The following is a 15165-nucleotide window of genomic DNA, read 5'->3' on the forward strand; positions in this document are numbered from 1 at the left end:
GTTTGTCTTTAGATTAGATTGATTTAGTTATGTCCCAGCCTCTTCTTTTGTGGATGAATTTTATTTTTTTGAATACTAGATAGTAAAAAATGCTATAATGGTGGGCAAAATCATGCAGGGGGAGAACGACTTATGGATATCGTATCAATCACTTCTTTTTTAGGCGTAGCCGCTTTGCTTACGGTTATGCCTGGACCTGATAACTTATTTGTTTTAGCACAAAGCATATCAAACGGTAGATATGCAGGAATCTCGACTTCATTAGGGCTTTGTACGGGCTTGCTTGGTCATATAGCTGCAGCAACATTGGGTCTATCGGCTGTTATCTATCAATCAGCTTTAGCGTTTGCTATTGTAAAATACGCTGGAGCAGCTTATTTATTATATCTGGCTTATAAGACGTTTACAGCAAAAGATTCCGCTCTCGCTGTTGAAAACAAAGAAGCCGTTGAGTACAAGGTGCTATATAAAAAAGGAGTGATTATGAATCTGCTGAATCCAAAAGTTTCGCTTTTTTTTCTTGCTCTTTTACCTCAGTTTGTTAATCATTCAACCGGACACGCCACACAGCAAATGCTCGTTTACGGCGCCGTATTTTTAGTTCAAGCGCTGATTATTTTTACGTTAATTAGTCTATTTGCAGGGAAAGTAGGGGAGTTTTTGCGAAAATCTCCAGCTCTGTCTAAGCGGCTTAATCTCGTGCAAGGCTCTATCTTTACGCTTATTGGCTTAAAAATTGCTTTTAGTGAGAAATAGCAGGAGATAAGATGGCGAACCTGCTTTTTATCTGCACTAAAAGGCGTGGACGTTAGTTAAAGGAAGATCCGAGCGATAAATTCAATTCGCTCGGATTTTTTATGTCTATGGTAAAAGTAGGTTTCGTGTATGCAGTTGCTTCTAGCTGGTGATTGGAGGGAAAAACGAAGCCTTGCACGGAAATCAACAGCGGTGTAACAAGCAGTCCAGCTCATGTATCCCATTTGTTCATCTTTATTTTGTGCTTTAAAACAGCGGAGAATACCTAGCGAAATCCTGCTTTCTTGTGTGAATTTTTTTGAATGTTTTAAGGGGACGAACCCTTCTTGTCCAATTACATATATATATAGAATGAGAGATAAATCATCAGGCAAAGCCGGTGTTAATCACAAGTTCTTTCATATTATGATTGAAAGGAAAGGTTCACATGAAAAAAGTATGGCTAGATGCAGGACACGGCGGTACAGATTCAGGAGCTTTAGGAAATAATTTGCGTGAAAAAGATATTACGCTGCAGCTTGTACTACACGCGCGGGCGTATTTAGAACATAACTATTCCGTAGATGTTCAGGTAACTCGTTCAACCGATGTGTTTGTTTCATTATCAGATCGAGCGAACCGGGCTAATGCATGGGGAGCGGATATTTTTGTTTCTATGCATATCAATGCTGGCAGCGGTACTGGATTTGAAACGTATCGGTATCCATCACAAGAGGGAAGTCAATCTTCTCTTTTACAAAAAGAACTGCACACGGAAATTTTAACAATCATGCAGAAATTTGGAACGATTGCAGATCGCGGTTTAAAAACGGCTAATTACGCTGTACTGCGTGAAACAAATATGCCAGCTGTTTTAACAGAAAACTTGTTTATCGATACGACAGCCGACGCTGAAAAATTAAAAAACGCTACGTTTCTTCGGGAAGTGGGAGAAGCGCACGCGCGTGGAATTGCTAAGTATTTAAATTTATCTTCTAATGGAGTTACATTCTATACCATTCAATCTGGAGATACATTTTATAGCATTGCAAAGAAGTATAATATCACCGTTCAGCAGCTGCAGGATGCAAACCCTGGCGTAGATCCTGCAAAACTGCAAATTGGTCAGCAAATTGTTCTTCCTGTCGCTACGTATACTGTACAAGCAGGAGATACGTTTTATAGCATTGCGAAAAAATATAGCATGACCGCTCAGCAGCTGCAGGATGCAAATCCTGGTGTGGATCCTGCAAAATTACAAATTGGCCAGCAAATTATCATTCCAGCTGTTTAATATCTGCAAATAAAAAAGATGACACGCTGCCGTGTCATCTTTTTTATTTATTGAACTAATCTTACAAGCATATGGGCAAGGTGATGCTGCTGTTCTTTGTCTCCAACCTTCCACAGTTCGTGAAGCAGGTTTTCCTCTCGATTGCGCGGCTCTTCATGTTTGGCAAGGTAATCAGCTACTTTTTGAGCTGTTTTAGCAAGCTGTTCTTCATTCATCCCTAACTTTTCGCCTTTTGAGACCTTGTCCCCTAGATAACTTTTGAATCCTTCGAAGCTAGAGAGAATATCCTCTTTTTTCTCCTCGCTCATAGAATTAATTGCTCCTTCAACTTTTGCTGAATGATTTGTTTCTACAGAATTACTCATAGTTTTTTTCTCCTCTCATGGTTATATTTGGGTGTTAGAAAGCATATTCCCTGAGGATTCAGTACATAAACGTCCAAATGTGTTATTTTTACATTATGGCGTTTTACAAGGACTTAAAAAGGTGAGGTAAACCGAGATTTTATCAACCAATAATAAAATTAGTAAAAGACTTTGAATAAAGAAATCAAAGTCTTTTACTAATTTTTATTTTATACTGAAGCATCATACCTCGGGCGTAGGAGTAGGCGGGGCATAGCCTTCCTTATATTTATCATCGATTTCTTGGCGAATGTCTTCGATGCTTTTGCCTTTGCTGTAGTCTACTACAGCTTGAGCCGCTATTTCTAAACAGACGCTGCATTTTGTTCCGTGATCATCCCACGTCACTGCGCCGTTTTCTTTGTTTTCGAAGATAAAACAGTCGTAGTTGTTTTGATGATTAGCTTCTTCTCCACATCCGCAGTAGCAAGGAATATTTTCTAGTAAGGTTTGATGCTTAGCAGCGGCTGCATAAATAAGCTGCATGTCTTCGGACTTGTCACTTAGAAAAGAGGGAAGAGTTTCACTATTTTTTGTTTCTTCTCGTTTATCACCTAATGTGTGCTGCTGATGTTCTTCATGTTGTGTTGCTTCTGTATGTTTGCTCCCTGAACTTTCTTTACTTTCGTTTCCGCAGCCGGAGACCGTGCTTGCTGCAAGGACAACTGTTATGACCTTTGATTTTATCATCAAAATGTTCATCCTTTCTTCAATTAAAGCTAGACAATAATATGTACATCCATCATGTGAAAAAGGCATCATTTGTCTTTGAAGTCATTCATCAACTTTCTGCAAACTAATTTTCCGATACATACCTTTCAACATGACGCTTGAATTCTCCTTCAAGATAAGCTGATCCCGGCTTGCTTCAAACACATGTTCAAAAGAGAGTCCAATATCCGTTCCTAGTAATTTTACGAAGGGGCGGAATATTTTTTTAGGAAAAGCCGCTGATTTCTTTTTAGTTTCAAATTTATCAAAAATCAGGATAGTTCCCTTAGGCTTTGCTACTCTTGTCATTTCTTTTAAAGCTTGCTCCGCATCAGGTACTACGCTAAGAATTAAGCTTGCTACAACTACATCAAACGAAAAAGAGTCGAATGTTAGCTGCTGAGCGTCCATTTGGTGGAAGGTTATAGATGGATTTTTGTATTTATTTTTTGCTTTTTGAAGCATTTCACTGGAATAGTCGATGGCTGTTACATTTACTTCATGAGGAATAAAAGCTAAATCTGCACCCGTTCCAACACCTACAAATAAAATGCGCTGTTCAGATGAAAAGTGGACGTCTTGAAAGACTTTTTTTCTGGCTCGATAAAACATCCCGTTATTAAAAAACGCATCGTAAAAAGGAGCCCAACATTTATAAATAAATTGATTCCAGCGGTTATTCACGTAAACCCTCCTAGAAAATAAGCTTTCCAACGCCTGCTGGAAAGCTTACGGATTACATTTAATTTTTCATTTTGAGTAAGCGAAGACTGTTTAAAATAACAAGTAGCGCTGCTCCTGTATCGCTTAAGACGGCAATCCACAGAGTAAGCCACCCTGGAAAGATAAAAGCTAAGGCAATGATTTTAACAATAATAGAAAACCAAATGTTTTGTTTGATGACAGCTAACGCTTTGCGGCTTAGCTTCATCGTATGAGGAAGCTTTTCTAAATTGTCTGCCATGAGAACAATATCAGCTGTTTCCATAGCCGTATCAGTACCAGCACCGCCCATTGCAATTCCAAGGTCAGCAGTAGCTAGAGCAGGGGCATCATTAATCCCATCTCCAACCATAGCCGTTTGATAGCCTTCATCTTGAAGCTGCTGTATGGCTTTCACTTTATCTTCAGGCATCAAATCGGCGAAATAGCGGTCTATCCGAGACTGAGAAGCAATCATTTTAGCTGTTCCTTCGTTATCACCAGTCAACATCACACTTTGCTGCATACCGTTTTGTTTGAGGCTTTCTAAAGCAGATACGGTTGTATGTCTGATGGTATCAGCTACGCTAATAATACCTAGAACACTTTTAGCTGTTCCGATAATAATAATCGTTTTACCTTCGTTTTGAAGCTTTTCAATATGAGACCAGCAGTCGGATAGAGGTGTTTCTAAATCTGAGAATAATTTTGCATTACCTGCGTAATAAACCGTTTCTTGAATTGTTGCCTGCACGCCTTTTCCTGTAAGGATTTTAAAATTTGATCCTTGTAAAGAACCGATTTTTTTCTCCGCTGCATACTCCACGATAGCACGGGCAATGGGGTGATTCGAATAGTCTTCAAGCGTTTTTGTTATCGCTAAAAGCTGATTTTCTTCAGCAGCAAGGGAAACAACCTCTGAAACGGCTGGTTTGCCTTCTGTTAGCGTGCCTGTTTTATCAAAAGCAATTGCATTGATTGCACCAGCTTTTTCTAAAAACGTCCCGCCTTTAATGAGCACGCCATTTTTCGCCGCGTTTCCAATCGCAGATACAATGGCGACGGGAGTAGAAATGACTAGCGCACATGGACAAGCCACAACTAATAATTCAAGCCCTTTGTAAAACCACTCACTCCATGCACCATCAAACAGGGGAGGGATGACCATAATGAATAAAGCTAAAATAAAGACGATAGGCGTGTAAATGGTTGCAAATTTATCAACAAATGCTTGAGTAGGCGCTTTTTTCTCCTGTGCTTCTTCCACTAAATGAATAATTTTAGAAATCGTCGTATCTTCCACTAGCTTTGTTACCTTAATTTCTAACGATCCGCTTTCGTTAATGGTGCCTGCATAAACCGTATCACCGATTACTTTATCAACTGGAATAGATTCGCCTGTAATAGGAGCTTGGTTGATACTGGATTCGCCGTTTATAATTTCACCATCTAGCGGAATTCGGTCTCCTGGCTTTACGACAATCGTAGTGCCGATTGAAATATCTTCCGCTGCTTTTTTAATCAGCTGGCCGTTTTCTTTCACCCATGCTTCAGAAGGAGCTAAGTCCATCAAACCTCGTATCGAGTTTCTTGTTTGTTCAATCGACCTTGTTTGCAGAGCAACACCTAAAGCAAATAGCCAAACGACCGTAGCACCTTCAAGCCATTCCCCAATAATAGCTGCTCCAAGTGCTGCAACGGTCATTAAAACATTCATGTCTAAAGAACGGCTTTTAATTCCGTAATAAGCACTTTTAGCCGGCTTATATCCGCTGACAATCATGGCAATAGCGTAGAGTACAGTTGTCATATAAGAAGCAATTCCTGTATGAGAACCGATAAAACCTAATGCGATGAAAATACCCGAAAAAACAATCGGTCCATTTTGCCCTTTATGGTGCCGCGACTCAGCAGACTGCCTGCTGCTGGTTACTAAAGTAGCGGTATACCCAGCTTTAGATACTTCTTTAATAATGTCATCGGCTTCGTTATCGTGCTCAATTTGTGCTTTTCCCGTTGAAAAGTTAACGCGTACATCTTTGACAGCAGGAACTGTTTTTAAATGATTCACAATCGTGTTCGCACAAGCCGCGCAGTCCATTCCTTCAATCAAATACGTTTTCATTTTTTTATTTGATTGGATAGCCTCAATGTTAAACCCTAGTTTTTCTACTGAGCTTGGAATGAGTGACAGAGCTGACTCACTTGCCGCCGCTACCTGGAGCTTTCCTGTATTATAGTTGAGGGTTACGTGTTGAATATCGTTTAATGTTTTTAAACTTTTTTCAATCGTCGCGGCGCAGGAAGGGCAATCCATTCCATATACGCGGTATTCAGCCGTTTCTTCTATGTCACTGTCGCCTGGTACTATATCGTGATCACTGCAGCAAGAATGCTGGCCTTGATCGGTCGTTAACGCAATCGTATCTGAACAGCAGCTGTGACTGTGTTCATGACTCTTTGTGCCACAGGAAGAAGGCTCTTCAGTAGAAGCGGCTTCTGAAGAAGAGGAGCAGCAGGTCTTGCTTTCAATTTCTGTTGAAGAAGATCCGCTGCAGCAGCTTCCGGTATGCTGATGCTTTTTTTTATCTTCGTGTTTCATTGTGTCCCACTCCCTATACGGTAAAAAAAACTTAAATGGTTACGTCTTCTTTTTTAGCAAACATGATATCAATTACTTGTTTAATATGTGCATCCCTTAAAGAATAAAAAGCTAACTTTCCTTCTTTGCGATAATTGGCAATTCCTATATTACGCAGCAGTCTTAAGTGATGAGAAGCAGTCGCAACTGTAGAGCCTACAATATTGGCTACGTCACATACACATAATTCCTCGCCTTTATACAGAGCCAAGACAATTTTAAGCCTCGTTTCATCTCCTAACGCTTTGAACAGGGCAGAAACCCCTTGAACAGCTTCGGCATCGATGGCAGGCTTAATACGATTTACTTTTTCTTCATTAAAACAATAAATATCACAGCGGTCTTTTGGCATGATTTCCTCCTTCATTCAAACATTCAAATGATTGTTTGTTTATAATATATGTCAATTTTTAAAAATGTTCAAACATTTATTGAGTATTCGGAATTTTTTTCTGAGCAAAACATAAATATAGGAAGAATAAATATGGAAAGTATGCCTATTAGTGTATGTACTCTGTACTAAATGGTGCGGGCGAAAAGAGAATGACTTTACATGCAGAACAAAACAAAAAGCCACCCCTGTAGGTAGCCTTTTAATGATTTTAAAAATGATAGAAATAATGAAATATAGCTTAGACTTTGTTTACTTAATTAGCGTTTTAATCGGTTAAATAATAAATCTGCTGCATTATTTAACACCTTGTCCGACTCTTTTAATCGTTTGTTCGAGTTTTCTAAATAGGATTGAGCAGATAATACAACATCTAACGGATCCTTGACATTCTTCTTTTCGGTACATACTAAATGTCCTACACCATTTTTCCAATGAATCGTGCATTTAAAATTCACAAATGTATCATCGGTCGTTCTCAAACGCAAATGCCTGATGATGGGGTTAGATGAGGAGTGCTGTGACAGCATCCACATTGCTTGTTTCCGATCGTCTTTATGAATAATGCTCCACAGACTGGAGACTGAAGAAAAATAAGAATGTGCTTGACTAGAAAAATGAAGGATTTCACCTTCTTGATTTAATTGAAAGTAAGGAACGGGGATCCATTTAAGTATGTTACTTTCCATCATGCACCTCTCCCAACTTAAGTAATCCCTTTTACCATATCACAATTACCTAATATTTGTATGGTTTTTATTATTTTCCCCATGCTTTTCCCCGTTTTAAGCTGTAAAAGCTAAAGAATTATTCAGTTTAAAACACTTGAAAAAAGAACATGTGTTCGATAAACTAAAAATTAAAGGAGCGAATTCTATGCGACAGCTACTTCAAGAAAGCTACTCTTCAAGACGACCTGTTGAAATTATTTATATGGACGATAAAGGATGTTTGACACAGCGATTTATTATTGTGTATAAAATTTATCCTCAGAGCGTAAAAGCTTGGTGCTTACTAAGGAACGAGAAGCGAACGTTTAAAATAGAGAATATCCTTTCATGCGGATTCAGCAATAAAAGGAAAAGCAGTTTTAGGCAGAAAGCTCACTCAATTTAAGAGGGGCTTTTTCATATCATTTCCTCTTATGGCGTGTGAGTTATTTTCATACACTATATCCACCAGAAAGGGGAATGAACATGACATTAAACCAAGGAAATAAAACTAAACACATCGCTAAAGGAAGAACGGAAAAAGATGATATGACAATGCAGGGTGAGAAAAAACAGCATGAAGCACAAAGTACCTCTTTGTCTCATAATAATTGTCGGGCAAACCTTGACGGAGATTAATCTAAAAAAGGAAAGCTTTCGTTTCCGAAGCTTTCCTTTTTAGTGTATATCGCATTTTTAAGTTAACTCGTATTTTTCTGAGCCAATCATAATATAGTCTCTCGTTCGATATATGAATTTTACGGATTCCTCATAAACTTCATACGAGTAATTTTCTAAAACATTGTTTTTTTGATTAATATATTGCATAAAAACGTTTTGAAAATAACCGTTCTCCACAAAAAGCTCACCGGTTTTGCACAGCTTTTCATGTGCTTCTTCCAGCCATTTTGCAATCTGACTGTCGCTGTTAGTAAATGTAAGGATGTGTGTATATTGATCTGATAAATCTGTCATATCCTCTTTATCCTGGTCAAAATAAAACACTTTTTCTTTTTTTGACTGCAGCCTTTGTTTATGCAAAGTGATATTTTTTAATAGTTCTTTTTCAACGTCTTCTTCGGGACTTATATAGATGGGGCATGTGCCTGCTACCTCACCTTGATCTGTAAATAATACAACATAGTACAAATCAAACATCATATCTCTCCCTTCACGTGTTCATACTATCCTATCTCGCATCCTTCATTTTTAGAATCATTTTTCTGACGTTTGTGCAACATTGGTTCTAATGTATTACTCATAAGCGAACCTCAGTTTTAACTGGAAAGAAAAGGGGAAGTGAAAATAAAAATGCTGCGTTTCTTCATTATAATAAGAAAAAACGATCTGTTTACTAGTATTTAAATCTTTCGAAAAATCAAAATAAATAAGGATTGATTTCGTCACTTTATTGTGGTTTCATAATAAAGTGTAAAAAGACCATTTTTCTTACAGAGAGAAATGAGATAGAGTGCTTCTGTGTTGATTCTTTCTTTTGAATATAGTATACATACAGGGGTATAGAAATTAATTGGGAGGAAAACATGGCGATACTATATATGAGCATAGGTATTTTACTTTTATTAATTTGTTACAGTTTTTATAAACGCTATGTGCCGGTGCAGGGAATAAAGAAAGTGACGACCGTCGACTGTGCTTCTACAACAATTTCGTATGTAGATGTTCGTCATTTTCATGAAATGAAACAAACCCCCTGTCAAAAAGCAATCCATATTCCGCTTCCTTATTTAGAGAGACAGCATGCAGAAATTCCATATAAAGAAGTGGTTGTAATTGTTCCTGACAGCATTTCCCGAAATTTAAGCATTCGGCAGCTCAAAAAGCATGGGTATCAGGTCAAGGGATACATGTGTGCGGAAAGATGTGTGTAATAAAAAGAACAGTAAATGACCCTTTATAGGGTTTCCTTTTGGAAAGCTGTGATATATAAGCTGAAAGATACCTGTGTCAAAACGGGTATCTTTTTTTGTTATGAAGATGAGAAGGGGGCAGGGATCGGTTTCTTTTGGTTCAACAGCTACTGAGTCTTTTAGCGTATTTTTATGACAAAAGGTTTGAAAAATCCCTTTTGTGGTAAAAAAAAACGTAGTTCTCCTAGTGCATAGACAGAGGTTTAATAGGAAGTTATAATTTAGGCAATTACATAAAAGGGGAGTAAGCTAAGGAAGGTGAATAGATGTGCGAAAGATAAAGCGGTTGCTATTTCTGTTCATTTGTATAGCGGTTGTAATTGTTGCGTATGAGATGATTCGATATCCAATTGAAAACAATGCTGCAAGTGTGCAGCAGCATTTGCGAAATTGGGAGCATAAAGAAAGTATTGATGGTTCTGCAAAGATTACGCTGCAAGATTTTAAACGGGTTGATCACTCTAATACATACATAGCCTTATTCTCCATACCTGGTGATAAAGAAGGAATGGCCGTATTGAAGCAAGGATGGAACAAACGCCTGCGTATTGAAGTCAGTACCAAAATGAGCAATTTAGTGGATTATGATGATATACATACAAATAAAGGGACATATGCGCTGTTTACAGGAACAAATAGAAGTAAACAAATTGAGCGAGTAAAGGCGGCTTTGGTGCACGATACATATACAATTGATGCTGCGGTCCCAAAAAGTGATTATTTTGTGCTGTATGAAAAAATACCGAGTCATATTAAACATCCGTTTCCAGCAACGACGACGCTGCTGGATAAAGCAGGGGATGATATCACGGTTAAAGAATTTATGGATCAAGAGCTGCGTGAATAACACGCAGCTTTTTTCTATAAAAAAAAGCTTTTTAAAAAAATTCACGTTTTGTTCATATTTTCGAAAGAAAGAATTTTAAGCAAAAAAAACAAATATTTGCTATAAAGTAAAGGGGAATTAACGGGCAAAATAAGTTTCATACAGGGCGTCACATTTTCTTTGAAAATTTGTCACAAAATATTCAATTATGTCGATGTGTATTGATATATCAATGTTGAAGCAAACATACAAAGCTAATTTTGCAGTTATTCCTAAAGAAATAGTTAAGAAATGGGAGCTGAATCCTTTTATTTACATTTATTCATACCAAATTATGTGATAGAATATCGCAAGGTTGAAGCACTCTAACCCCATTGGTATAGTCACTATATTAGAATATTTTTAATATAAAAAAATAAAGCAAAAGGGACGAAAAAAATGTCATTTTGTATTACAATAGTAGTGGCCTACAAATAAGGGGGAAGAGAGTCTGTATAAAAATGTCGTTATCTAGCGAAAGATAGCGCATTTTGAATGTTCATCAATATAGGCTTCGCATCATGTGTTGTTAGAAAGGAGAGTTTTAAGTGAAACCAAAAAAAGGATTTTGGAAGCTAGTAGGTTTACTATCTGCGCTTTCACTAGTATTTTTGAGCGGTTGTTCAAAGCTTGCTGTATTGAACCCGCAAGGTCCTGTTGCAAAAACGCAATCTGATTTAATCATTTGGTCTATGTGGATGATGTTGATCGTGGTTGTTGTCGTATTTGCTATTTTTATATTTGTTCTTGTCAAATATCGTGAAAAACCTGAAAACATGGACTATGAGCCACCTGAGCAAGAAGGTAACTTAAAGATGGAGGTTATTTGGACAGCATTCCCAATCATCATCTTAATTCTATTAGCAGTGCCAACTGTTAAAGCGATCTATTCTGCAGAAGAAGTACCGGCAGAATCAAAGGATAAAGATCCAATCGTGATTCACGTTACATCTGCAAACTGGAAATGGATTTTCAGTTATCCGGAACAAAATATCGAGACGGTTAACTACGTAAACATTCCAGCGGATACGCCAGTGAAATTTGAGTTAACAGCTCAAGGGCCTATGAACTCATTCTGGGTACCAGAACTTGGCGGACAAAAATATTCGATGAACAACATGTCAATGCCATTATACTTAGAAGCTGATAAGCCTGGTTCTTATATGGGACGTAGTGCTAACTTCTCTGGTGAACATTTCACTCAAATGCAGTTCGAAGTTCAAGCTCAAACGGACAAAGACTTTAAAGAGTGGGTTAGTGACGTAAAAGGTACAGCTGGTAAATTGACTGAAAAGAAATATGATCAAATCCTAAGCCCAGGCGTTGTTGGTCGTCAAACTTACAACGGTACACATTTAAAATGGATTGACCATGCAAAAGATGTATACATTCCTGGCAAAGAGCTAGAACGTGGTACAGGACATGATCACAGCAAGATGAAAGAAGACAAAAAAACGAGTAATGAAGAAATGGAAAACATGGATCACTCAAATCATGAATAACATTCATTTATTACACTAAATAACGTAATGATTGGGGGAAGACATAATGAAGCTAGATGAATTTTTCGTCACTGGCGAACCTATGATTTACGCTGCTGATGCAGCAATCGCTATGACGGTCATCGGTATCGTTTTTGTCTTAACATATTTCAAGAAATGGAAATGGTTATGGACAGAATGGTTAACAACAGTTGACCATAAAAGACTCGGTGTCATGTACATCCTTTCAGCTGTATTAATGCTTTTCCGCGGCGGAATCGATGGAATCATGATGCGTATGCAGCTTGCATTCCCGGGTATGAACATTTTAGATGAACATCACTACAACGGAGTCTTCACGGCTCACGGTGTTATCATGATCTTATTCATGGCAATGCCATTTATTATCGGACTAATGAACGTAATCGTTCCATTACAAATTGGTGCGCGTGACGTAGCATATCCGTTCTTAAACGCAATTAGTTTCTGGACATTCTTTATGGGAGCAATGCTATTTAACCTTTCTTTCGTAATCGGAGGAGCTCCTGATGCAGGTTGGACAAGTTACTTCCCGCTTGCAGGTAAAGAATTCAGTGAAGGTATCGGAAATAACTTCTATGCCGTTTCACTACAGATTGCTGGTGCTGGTACATTAATGACTGGTATCAACTTCTTTGTAACAATCTTAAAAATGCGTGCCCCTGGCATGACAATGATGAAAATGCCAATGTTTACTTGGTCAATCTTCATCACATCAATTATTATTATTTTCGCGTTTCCTGTATTAACAGTAGCGCTTGCACTTATGACACTTGACCGTGTATTCGGAACAGCCTTCTTTACAATGGCTAACGGCGGTCTTCCAATGATGTGGGCTAACTTATTCTGGATTTGGGGTCACCCTGAAGTATATATCGTTATTTTACCGGTATTCGGTGTCTTCTCAGAAGTTATCAGTACACATTCTCGTAAGAACTTATTCGGTTATAAAGCAATGGTTGTATCAATGGTCGGTATCGCATTCTTAAGTTACCTTGTATGGGTGCATCACTTCTTTACAATGGGTAACTCACCGTCAGTTAACTCGTTCTTCTCAATTACAACGATGTTAATCGCCGTACCAACCGGAGTTAAAATCTTTAACTGGCTCTTTACAATGTATAAAGGCCGTATCAAATTTACGACTGCGATGCTTTGGTCATTAGCGTTTATTCCAAACTTCGTAATCGGTGGGGTAACAGGGGTTATGCTTGCGATGGCATCAGCCGATTATCAATATCATAACAGTTACTTCCTAATCGCTCACTTCCACTATGTATTAATCTCTGGTACAGTGTTTGGCTGTTTCGCAGGTTTATACTTCTGGTATCCAAAGATTTTCGGTCACACGTTGAACGAAAAATTAGGAAAAATTTCATTCTGGATTTTTGTTGTTGGATTTAACGTATGTTTCTTCCCACAATTCTTCCTAGGTTTAGACGGTATGACTCGTCGTATGCAAACTTATGCAGACAACCTTGGCTGGAACGGATTAAACTTAGTTTCAACAATCGGTGCATTCTTAATGGGTCTTGGCTTCTTCGTATTAGTAGTTAACTTATTATACAGTGCATGGAAAAACAAACGCGACACTGCAAACGATCCTTGGGATGGTCGTACACTTGAGTGGTGGACTAAATCACCAGTTCAAGCTTACAACTTTGCAGTAATTCCTCATGTGAAAGAAATGGATGCATTTTGGCACATGAAAAAACGTAATGAAACAGAAATTAAAGCAGAAGACTTAAAACCAATTCACTTACCAAGCAACTCTGGTGTGCCGTTTATCTCAGGTATTTTCTGGTTTATCGGTGGATTTGGCTTAGTATTTGAATGGATTCCAATGGCAATCGTTGGATTAGCAGGTATTTTTGCTTGTATGCTTGCTCGTTCATTTGATTATGATCCAGGCTTCTATGTAAAAGTAGATGAAATCAAGAAGGTTGAAGGAATTACAGGGGGTGACAAATAATGGCAGGACATTTAGATAAATCATTGCCGTTAGAATACCAAGAAGAACAAAGTCGCCTGAATATCCTTGGATTCTGGATTTTCTTAGGTGCCGAGATCGCGTTGTTCTCTACGCTGTTCGTAACGTACTTAACGTACCATACGCGTACAGCGGGTGGCCCTACTGCAGAAGAACTGTTCGTTGTTAAAGATTTTATGATTGAAACGCTGTTACTACTATTCAGTAGTTTCACGATGGGAATTGCCATCTTTAAAATGCGTAATAATGATTTAAAAGGACTTTTAGTTTGGTTCGTGATTACGCTTGTCCTTGGTGGAGGATTCCTTTTCTACGAAATTCGTGAGTTTTACATGTACGCAGTTCACGAAGGTGCAACAATGCAAACAAGTGCCTTCTTATCAGGGTTCTTTACACTACTTGGAACGCACGGTCTTCACGTAACAGTCGGTGTATTCTGGGCAATCAGTATTATTATTCAATTAGTAAGACGAGGATTAACACCAGTTACTGCTCGTAAAGTATTTATTATCGGTTTATACTGGCATTTCCTTGATGTTGTATGGATCTTCATCTTCACGCTTGTATACTTGAACGGATTGGTGGGATAAGACATGGAAAATAAACAAGGCCAAAAAGCAGGTTTTCCGCTTAGTCATGTATTTGGGCTTATCCTTTCACTAGCCTTAACATTCGCAGCGCTTGGTTTAGTAGTGCTAGCTGATCTATCAAGAAGCATTACGATGACTCTTATCATGATCCTAGCGTTATTACAAGCAGCAATGCAGCTAGTAATGTTCATGCACATGACTGAAAGTGAAAATGGTAAAGTACAGGTTGCAAATATTCTTTACAGTTTCTTTATTGCACTTTGTATCGTTGTTGGTACACTGTGGATTCTTGCAGCTCACTTTAACCATTAAAAATAAAACCACTTACTTCGGTAAGTGGTTTATTTTTTTTCATTCAGTTTATATTTCAACGTTTGATATTCTCCCGTGGGAACTTTTTTTACTACTTTTCCTTTATCATCTCTATAAACATTTACTTGTTCGTACACTTCAATTCGGTATCCGCCTCTTTTTTCTGTTTTAACATGAACTTCTTTGACCGACATGTTTAATTGTTCCGCCTCGTCTTCATCTGCAGAGGTTTCAACAGCTCCTCCATCAAGTGAAAGGTGAGATAAGCTGTTAAACGACTGCTGGGAATTGTTATCAACATAGCTTGTCACGACTAAAATGCCGGCAAAAAACAATACTAAAAAAAGCGTCCGGACTTTCATCTTCATC

17 protein-coding genes are annotated in these 15165 nt (G+C 38.1%); 9 read left to right on the forward strand and 8 right to left on the reverse strand.

Annotated features, from left to right (window positions below; all coding sequences use genetic code 11):
* Window positions 1-132: 132 nt before the first annotated feature.
* Window positions 133-756: a LysE family translocator gene (locus ACFX4G_RS10080; protein WP_013057840.1), complete on the forward strand. Its 624-nt coding sequence runs from the start codon at window positions 133-135 to the stop codon at window positions 754-756.
* A 427-nt stretch (window positions 757-1183) separates the two neighbouring features.
* Window positions 1184-2029: an N-acetylmuramoyl-L-alanine amidase gene (locus ACFX4G_RS10085; protein ID WP_377574412.1), complete on the forward strand. Its 846-nt coding sequence runs from the start codon at window positions 1184-1186 to the stop codon at window positions 2027-2029.
* Between the two features lie 47 nt (window positions 2030-2076).
* On the opposite strand, the gene ACFX4G_RS10090 is transcribed toward ACFX4G_RS10085, so the two are convergent.
* The 6 genes from ACFX4G_RS10090 to ACFX4G_RS10115 all read right to left on the reverse strand — a co-directional run bounded on the left by ACFX4G_RS10090 (window position 2077) and on the right by ACFX4G_RS10115 (window position 7567).
* On the reverse strand, window positions 2077-2394 hold the full coding sequence (locus ACFX4G_RS10090) for a DUF3243 domain-containing protein (RefSeq protein ID WP_013083905.1): 318 nt from the start codon (window positions 2392-2394) through the stop codon (window positions 2077-2079).
* A 222-nt stretch (window positions 2395-2616) separates the two neighbouring features.
* Entirely contained in the window at window positions 2617-3123 is a 507-nt protein-coding gene (locus ACFX4G_RS10095; protein ID WP_377574415.1) for a PCYCGC motif-containing (lipo)protein, read from the reverse strand.
* A gap of 84 nt (window positions 3124-3207) precedes the next feature.
* The gene (locus ACFX4G_RS10100; protein ID WP_097825263.1) at window positions 3208-3828 is read right to left on the reverse strand and encodes a class I SAM-dependent methyltransferase; all 621 of its coding nucleotides are present in this window, start codon (window positions 3826-3828) and stop codon (window positions 3208-3210) included.
* A gap of 58 nt (window positions 3829-3886) precedes the next feature.
* Window positions 3887-6448 carry a heavy metal translocating P-type ATPase gene (locus tag ACFX4G_RS10105; protein ID WP_377574419.1) on the reverse strand — a complete coding sequence of 854 codons (2562 nt, stop codon included), beginning with the start codon at window positions 6446-6448 and terminating at the stop codon, window positions 3887-3889.
* 31 nt (window positions 6449-6479) lie between these two features.
* Window positions 6480-6839 (reverse strand): ArsR/SmtB family transcription factor, encoded by a 360-nt coding sequence (locus ACFX4G_RS10110; protein ID WP_013057833.1) that lies wholly within the window; start codon window positions 6837-6839, stop codon window positions 6480-6482.
* 299 nt (window positions 6840-7138) lie between these two features.
* Window positions 7139-7567: a PAS domain-containing protein gene (locus ACFX4G_RS10115; RefSeq protein ID WP_377574422.1), complete on the reverse strand. Its 429-nt coding sequence runs from the start codon at window positions 7565-7567 to the stop codon at window positions 7139-7141.
* A 507-nt stretch (window positions 7568-8074) separates the two neighbouring features.
* Here ACFX4G_RS10115 and ACFX4G_RS10120 point away from each other — a divergent pair.
* The gene (locus ACFX4G_RS10120; RefSeq protein WP_170960212.1) at window positions 8075-8227 is read left to right on the forward strand and encodes a hypothetical protein; all 153 of its coding nucleotides are present in this window, start codon (window positions 8075-8077) and stop codon (window positions 8225-8227) included.
* A 57-nt stretch (window positions 8228-8284) separates the two neighbouring features.
* Here ACFX4G_RS10120 and ACFX4G_RS10125 read toward each other — a convergent pair whose 3' ends face one another.
* A complete protein-coding gene (locus ACFX4G_RS10125) occupies window positions 8285-8746 on the reverse strand; it encodes a hypothetical protein (protein WP_097825261.1) in 462 nt (153 codons plus the stop codon).
* A 386-nt stretch (window positions 8747-9132) separates the two neighbouring features.
* Between ACFX4G_RS10125 and ACFX4G_RS10130 the strand changes: the two genes are divergently transcribed.
* The 6 genes from ACFX4G_RS10130 to qoxD all read left to right on the forward strand — a co-directional run bounded on the left by ACFX4G_RS10130 (window position 9133) and on the right by qoxD (window position 14796).
* Window positions 9133-9480, forward strand: coding sequence for a rhodanese-like domain-containing protein (locus ACFX4G_RS10130; protein ID WP_097825260.1), 348 nt, complete (start codon window positions 9133-9135; stop codon window positions 9478-9480).
* 307 nt (window positions 9481-9787) lie between these two features.
* A complete protein-coding gene (locus ACFX4G_RS10135; RefSeq protein WP_025751110.1) occupies window positions 9788-10366 on the forward strand; it encodes a hypothetical protein in 579 nt (192 codons plus the stop codon).
* A gap of 566 nt (window positions 10367-10932) precedes the next feature.
* Window positions 10933-11886, forward strand: coding sequence for a cytochrome aa3 quinol oxidase subunit II (qoxA, locus tag ACFX4G_RS10140; RefSeq protein ID WP_328235154.1), 954 nt, complete (start codon window positions 10933-10935; stop codon window positions 11884-11886).
* Window positions 11887-11932: 46 nt separating this feature from the next.
* On the forward strand, window positions 11933-13876 hold the full coding sequence (gene qoxB / locus ACFX4G_RS10145) for a cytochrome aa3 quinol oxidase subunit I (protein ID WP_013083896.1): 1944 nt from the start codon (window positions 11933-11935) through the stop codon (window positions 13874-13876).
* Window positions 13876-14484, forward strand: coding sequence for a cytochrome aa3 quinol oxidase subunit III (gene qoxC / locus ACFX4G_RS10150; protein ID WP_013057825.1), 609 nt, complete (start codon window positions 13876-13878; stop codon window positions 14482-14484). Before qoxB ends, qoxC begins: the two co-directional genes overlap by 1 nt.
* A gap of 3 nt (window positions 14485-14487) precedes the next feature.
* A complete protein-coding gene (gene qoxD, locus ACFX4G_RS10155) occupies window positions 14488-14796 on the forward strand; it encodes a cytochrome aa3 quinol oxidase subunit IV (RefSeq protein ID WP_013057824.1) in 309 nt (102 codons plus the stop codon).
* A gap of 29 nt (window positions 14797-14825) precedes the next feature.
* On the opposite strand, the gene ACFX4G_RS10160 is transcribed toward qoxD, so the two are convergent.
* Window positions 14826-15164, reverse strand: a complete 339-nt coding sequence (locus ACFX4G_RS10160) for a hypothetical protein (RefSeq protein ID WP_013083895.1) — start codon at window positions 15162-15164, stop codon at window positions 14826-14828.
* Window position 15165: the final 1 nt, after the last annotated feature.

Source organism: Priestia sp. YIM B13486 (assembly GCF_042787865.1).
GTDB lineage: Bacteria > Bacillota > Bacilli > Bacillales > Bacillaceae_H > Priestia > Priestia megaterium.

Coding starts and splice junctions, on each gene's coding strand:
- ACFX4G_RS10080 (WP_013057840.1), top strand. CDS start 133: ATGGATATCGTATCAATCACTTCTTTTTTAGGCGTAGCCGCTTTGCTT.
- ACFX4G_RS10085 (WP_377574412.1), top strand. CDS start 1,184: ATGAAAAAAGTATGGCTAGATGCAGGACACGGCGGTACAGATTCAGGA.
- ACFX4G_RS10090 (WP_013083905.1), bottom strand. CDS start 2,394: ATGAGTAATTCTGTAGAAACAAATCATTCAGCAAAAGTTGAAGGAGCA.
- ACFX4G_RS10095 (WP_377574415.1), bottom strand. CDS start 3,123: ATGATAAAATCAAAGGTCATAACAGTTGTCCTTGCAGCAAGCACGGTC.
- ACFX4G_RS10105 (WP_377574419.1), bottom strand. CDS start 6,448: ATGAAACACGAAGATAAAAAAAAGCATCAGCATACCGGAAGCTGCTGC.
- ACFX4G_RS10110 (WP_013057833.1), bottom strand. CDS start 6,839: ATGCCAAAAGACCGCTGTGATATTTATTGTTTTAATGAAGAAAAAGTA.
- ACFX4G_RS10115 (WP_377574422.1), bottom strand. CDS start 7,567: ATGGAAAGTAACATACTTAAATGGATCCCCGTTCCTTACTTTCAATTA.
- ACFX4G_RS10120 (WP_170960212.1), top strand. CDS start 8,075: ATGACATTAAACCAAGGAAATAAAACTAAACACATCGCTAAAGGAAGA.
- ACFX4G_RS10125 (WP_097825261.1), bottom strand. CDS start 8,746: ATGTTTGATTTGTACTATGTTGTATTATTTACAGATCAAGGTGAGGTA.
- ACFX4G_RS10130 (WP_097825260.1), top strand. CDS start 9,133: ATGGCGATACTATATATGAGCATAGGTATTTTACTTTTATTAATTTGT.
- qoxB (WP_013083896.1), top strand. CDS start 11,933: ATGAAGCTAGATGAATTTTTCGTCACTGGCGAACCTATGATTTACGCT.
- qoxC (WP_013057825.1), top strand. CDS start 13,876: ATGGCAGGACATTTAGATAAATCATTGCCGTTAGAATACCAAGAAGAA.
- qoxD (WP_013057824.1), top strand. CDS start 14,488: ATGGAAAATAAACAAGGCCAAAAAGCAGGTTTTCCGCTTAGTCATGTA.
- ACFX4G_RS10160 (WP_013083895.1), bottom strand. CDS start 15,164: ATGAAGATGAAAGTCCGGACGCTTTTTTTAGTATTGTTTTTTGCCGGC.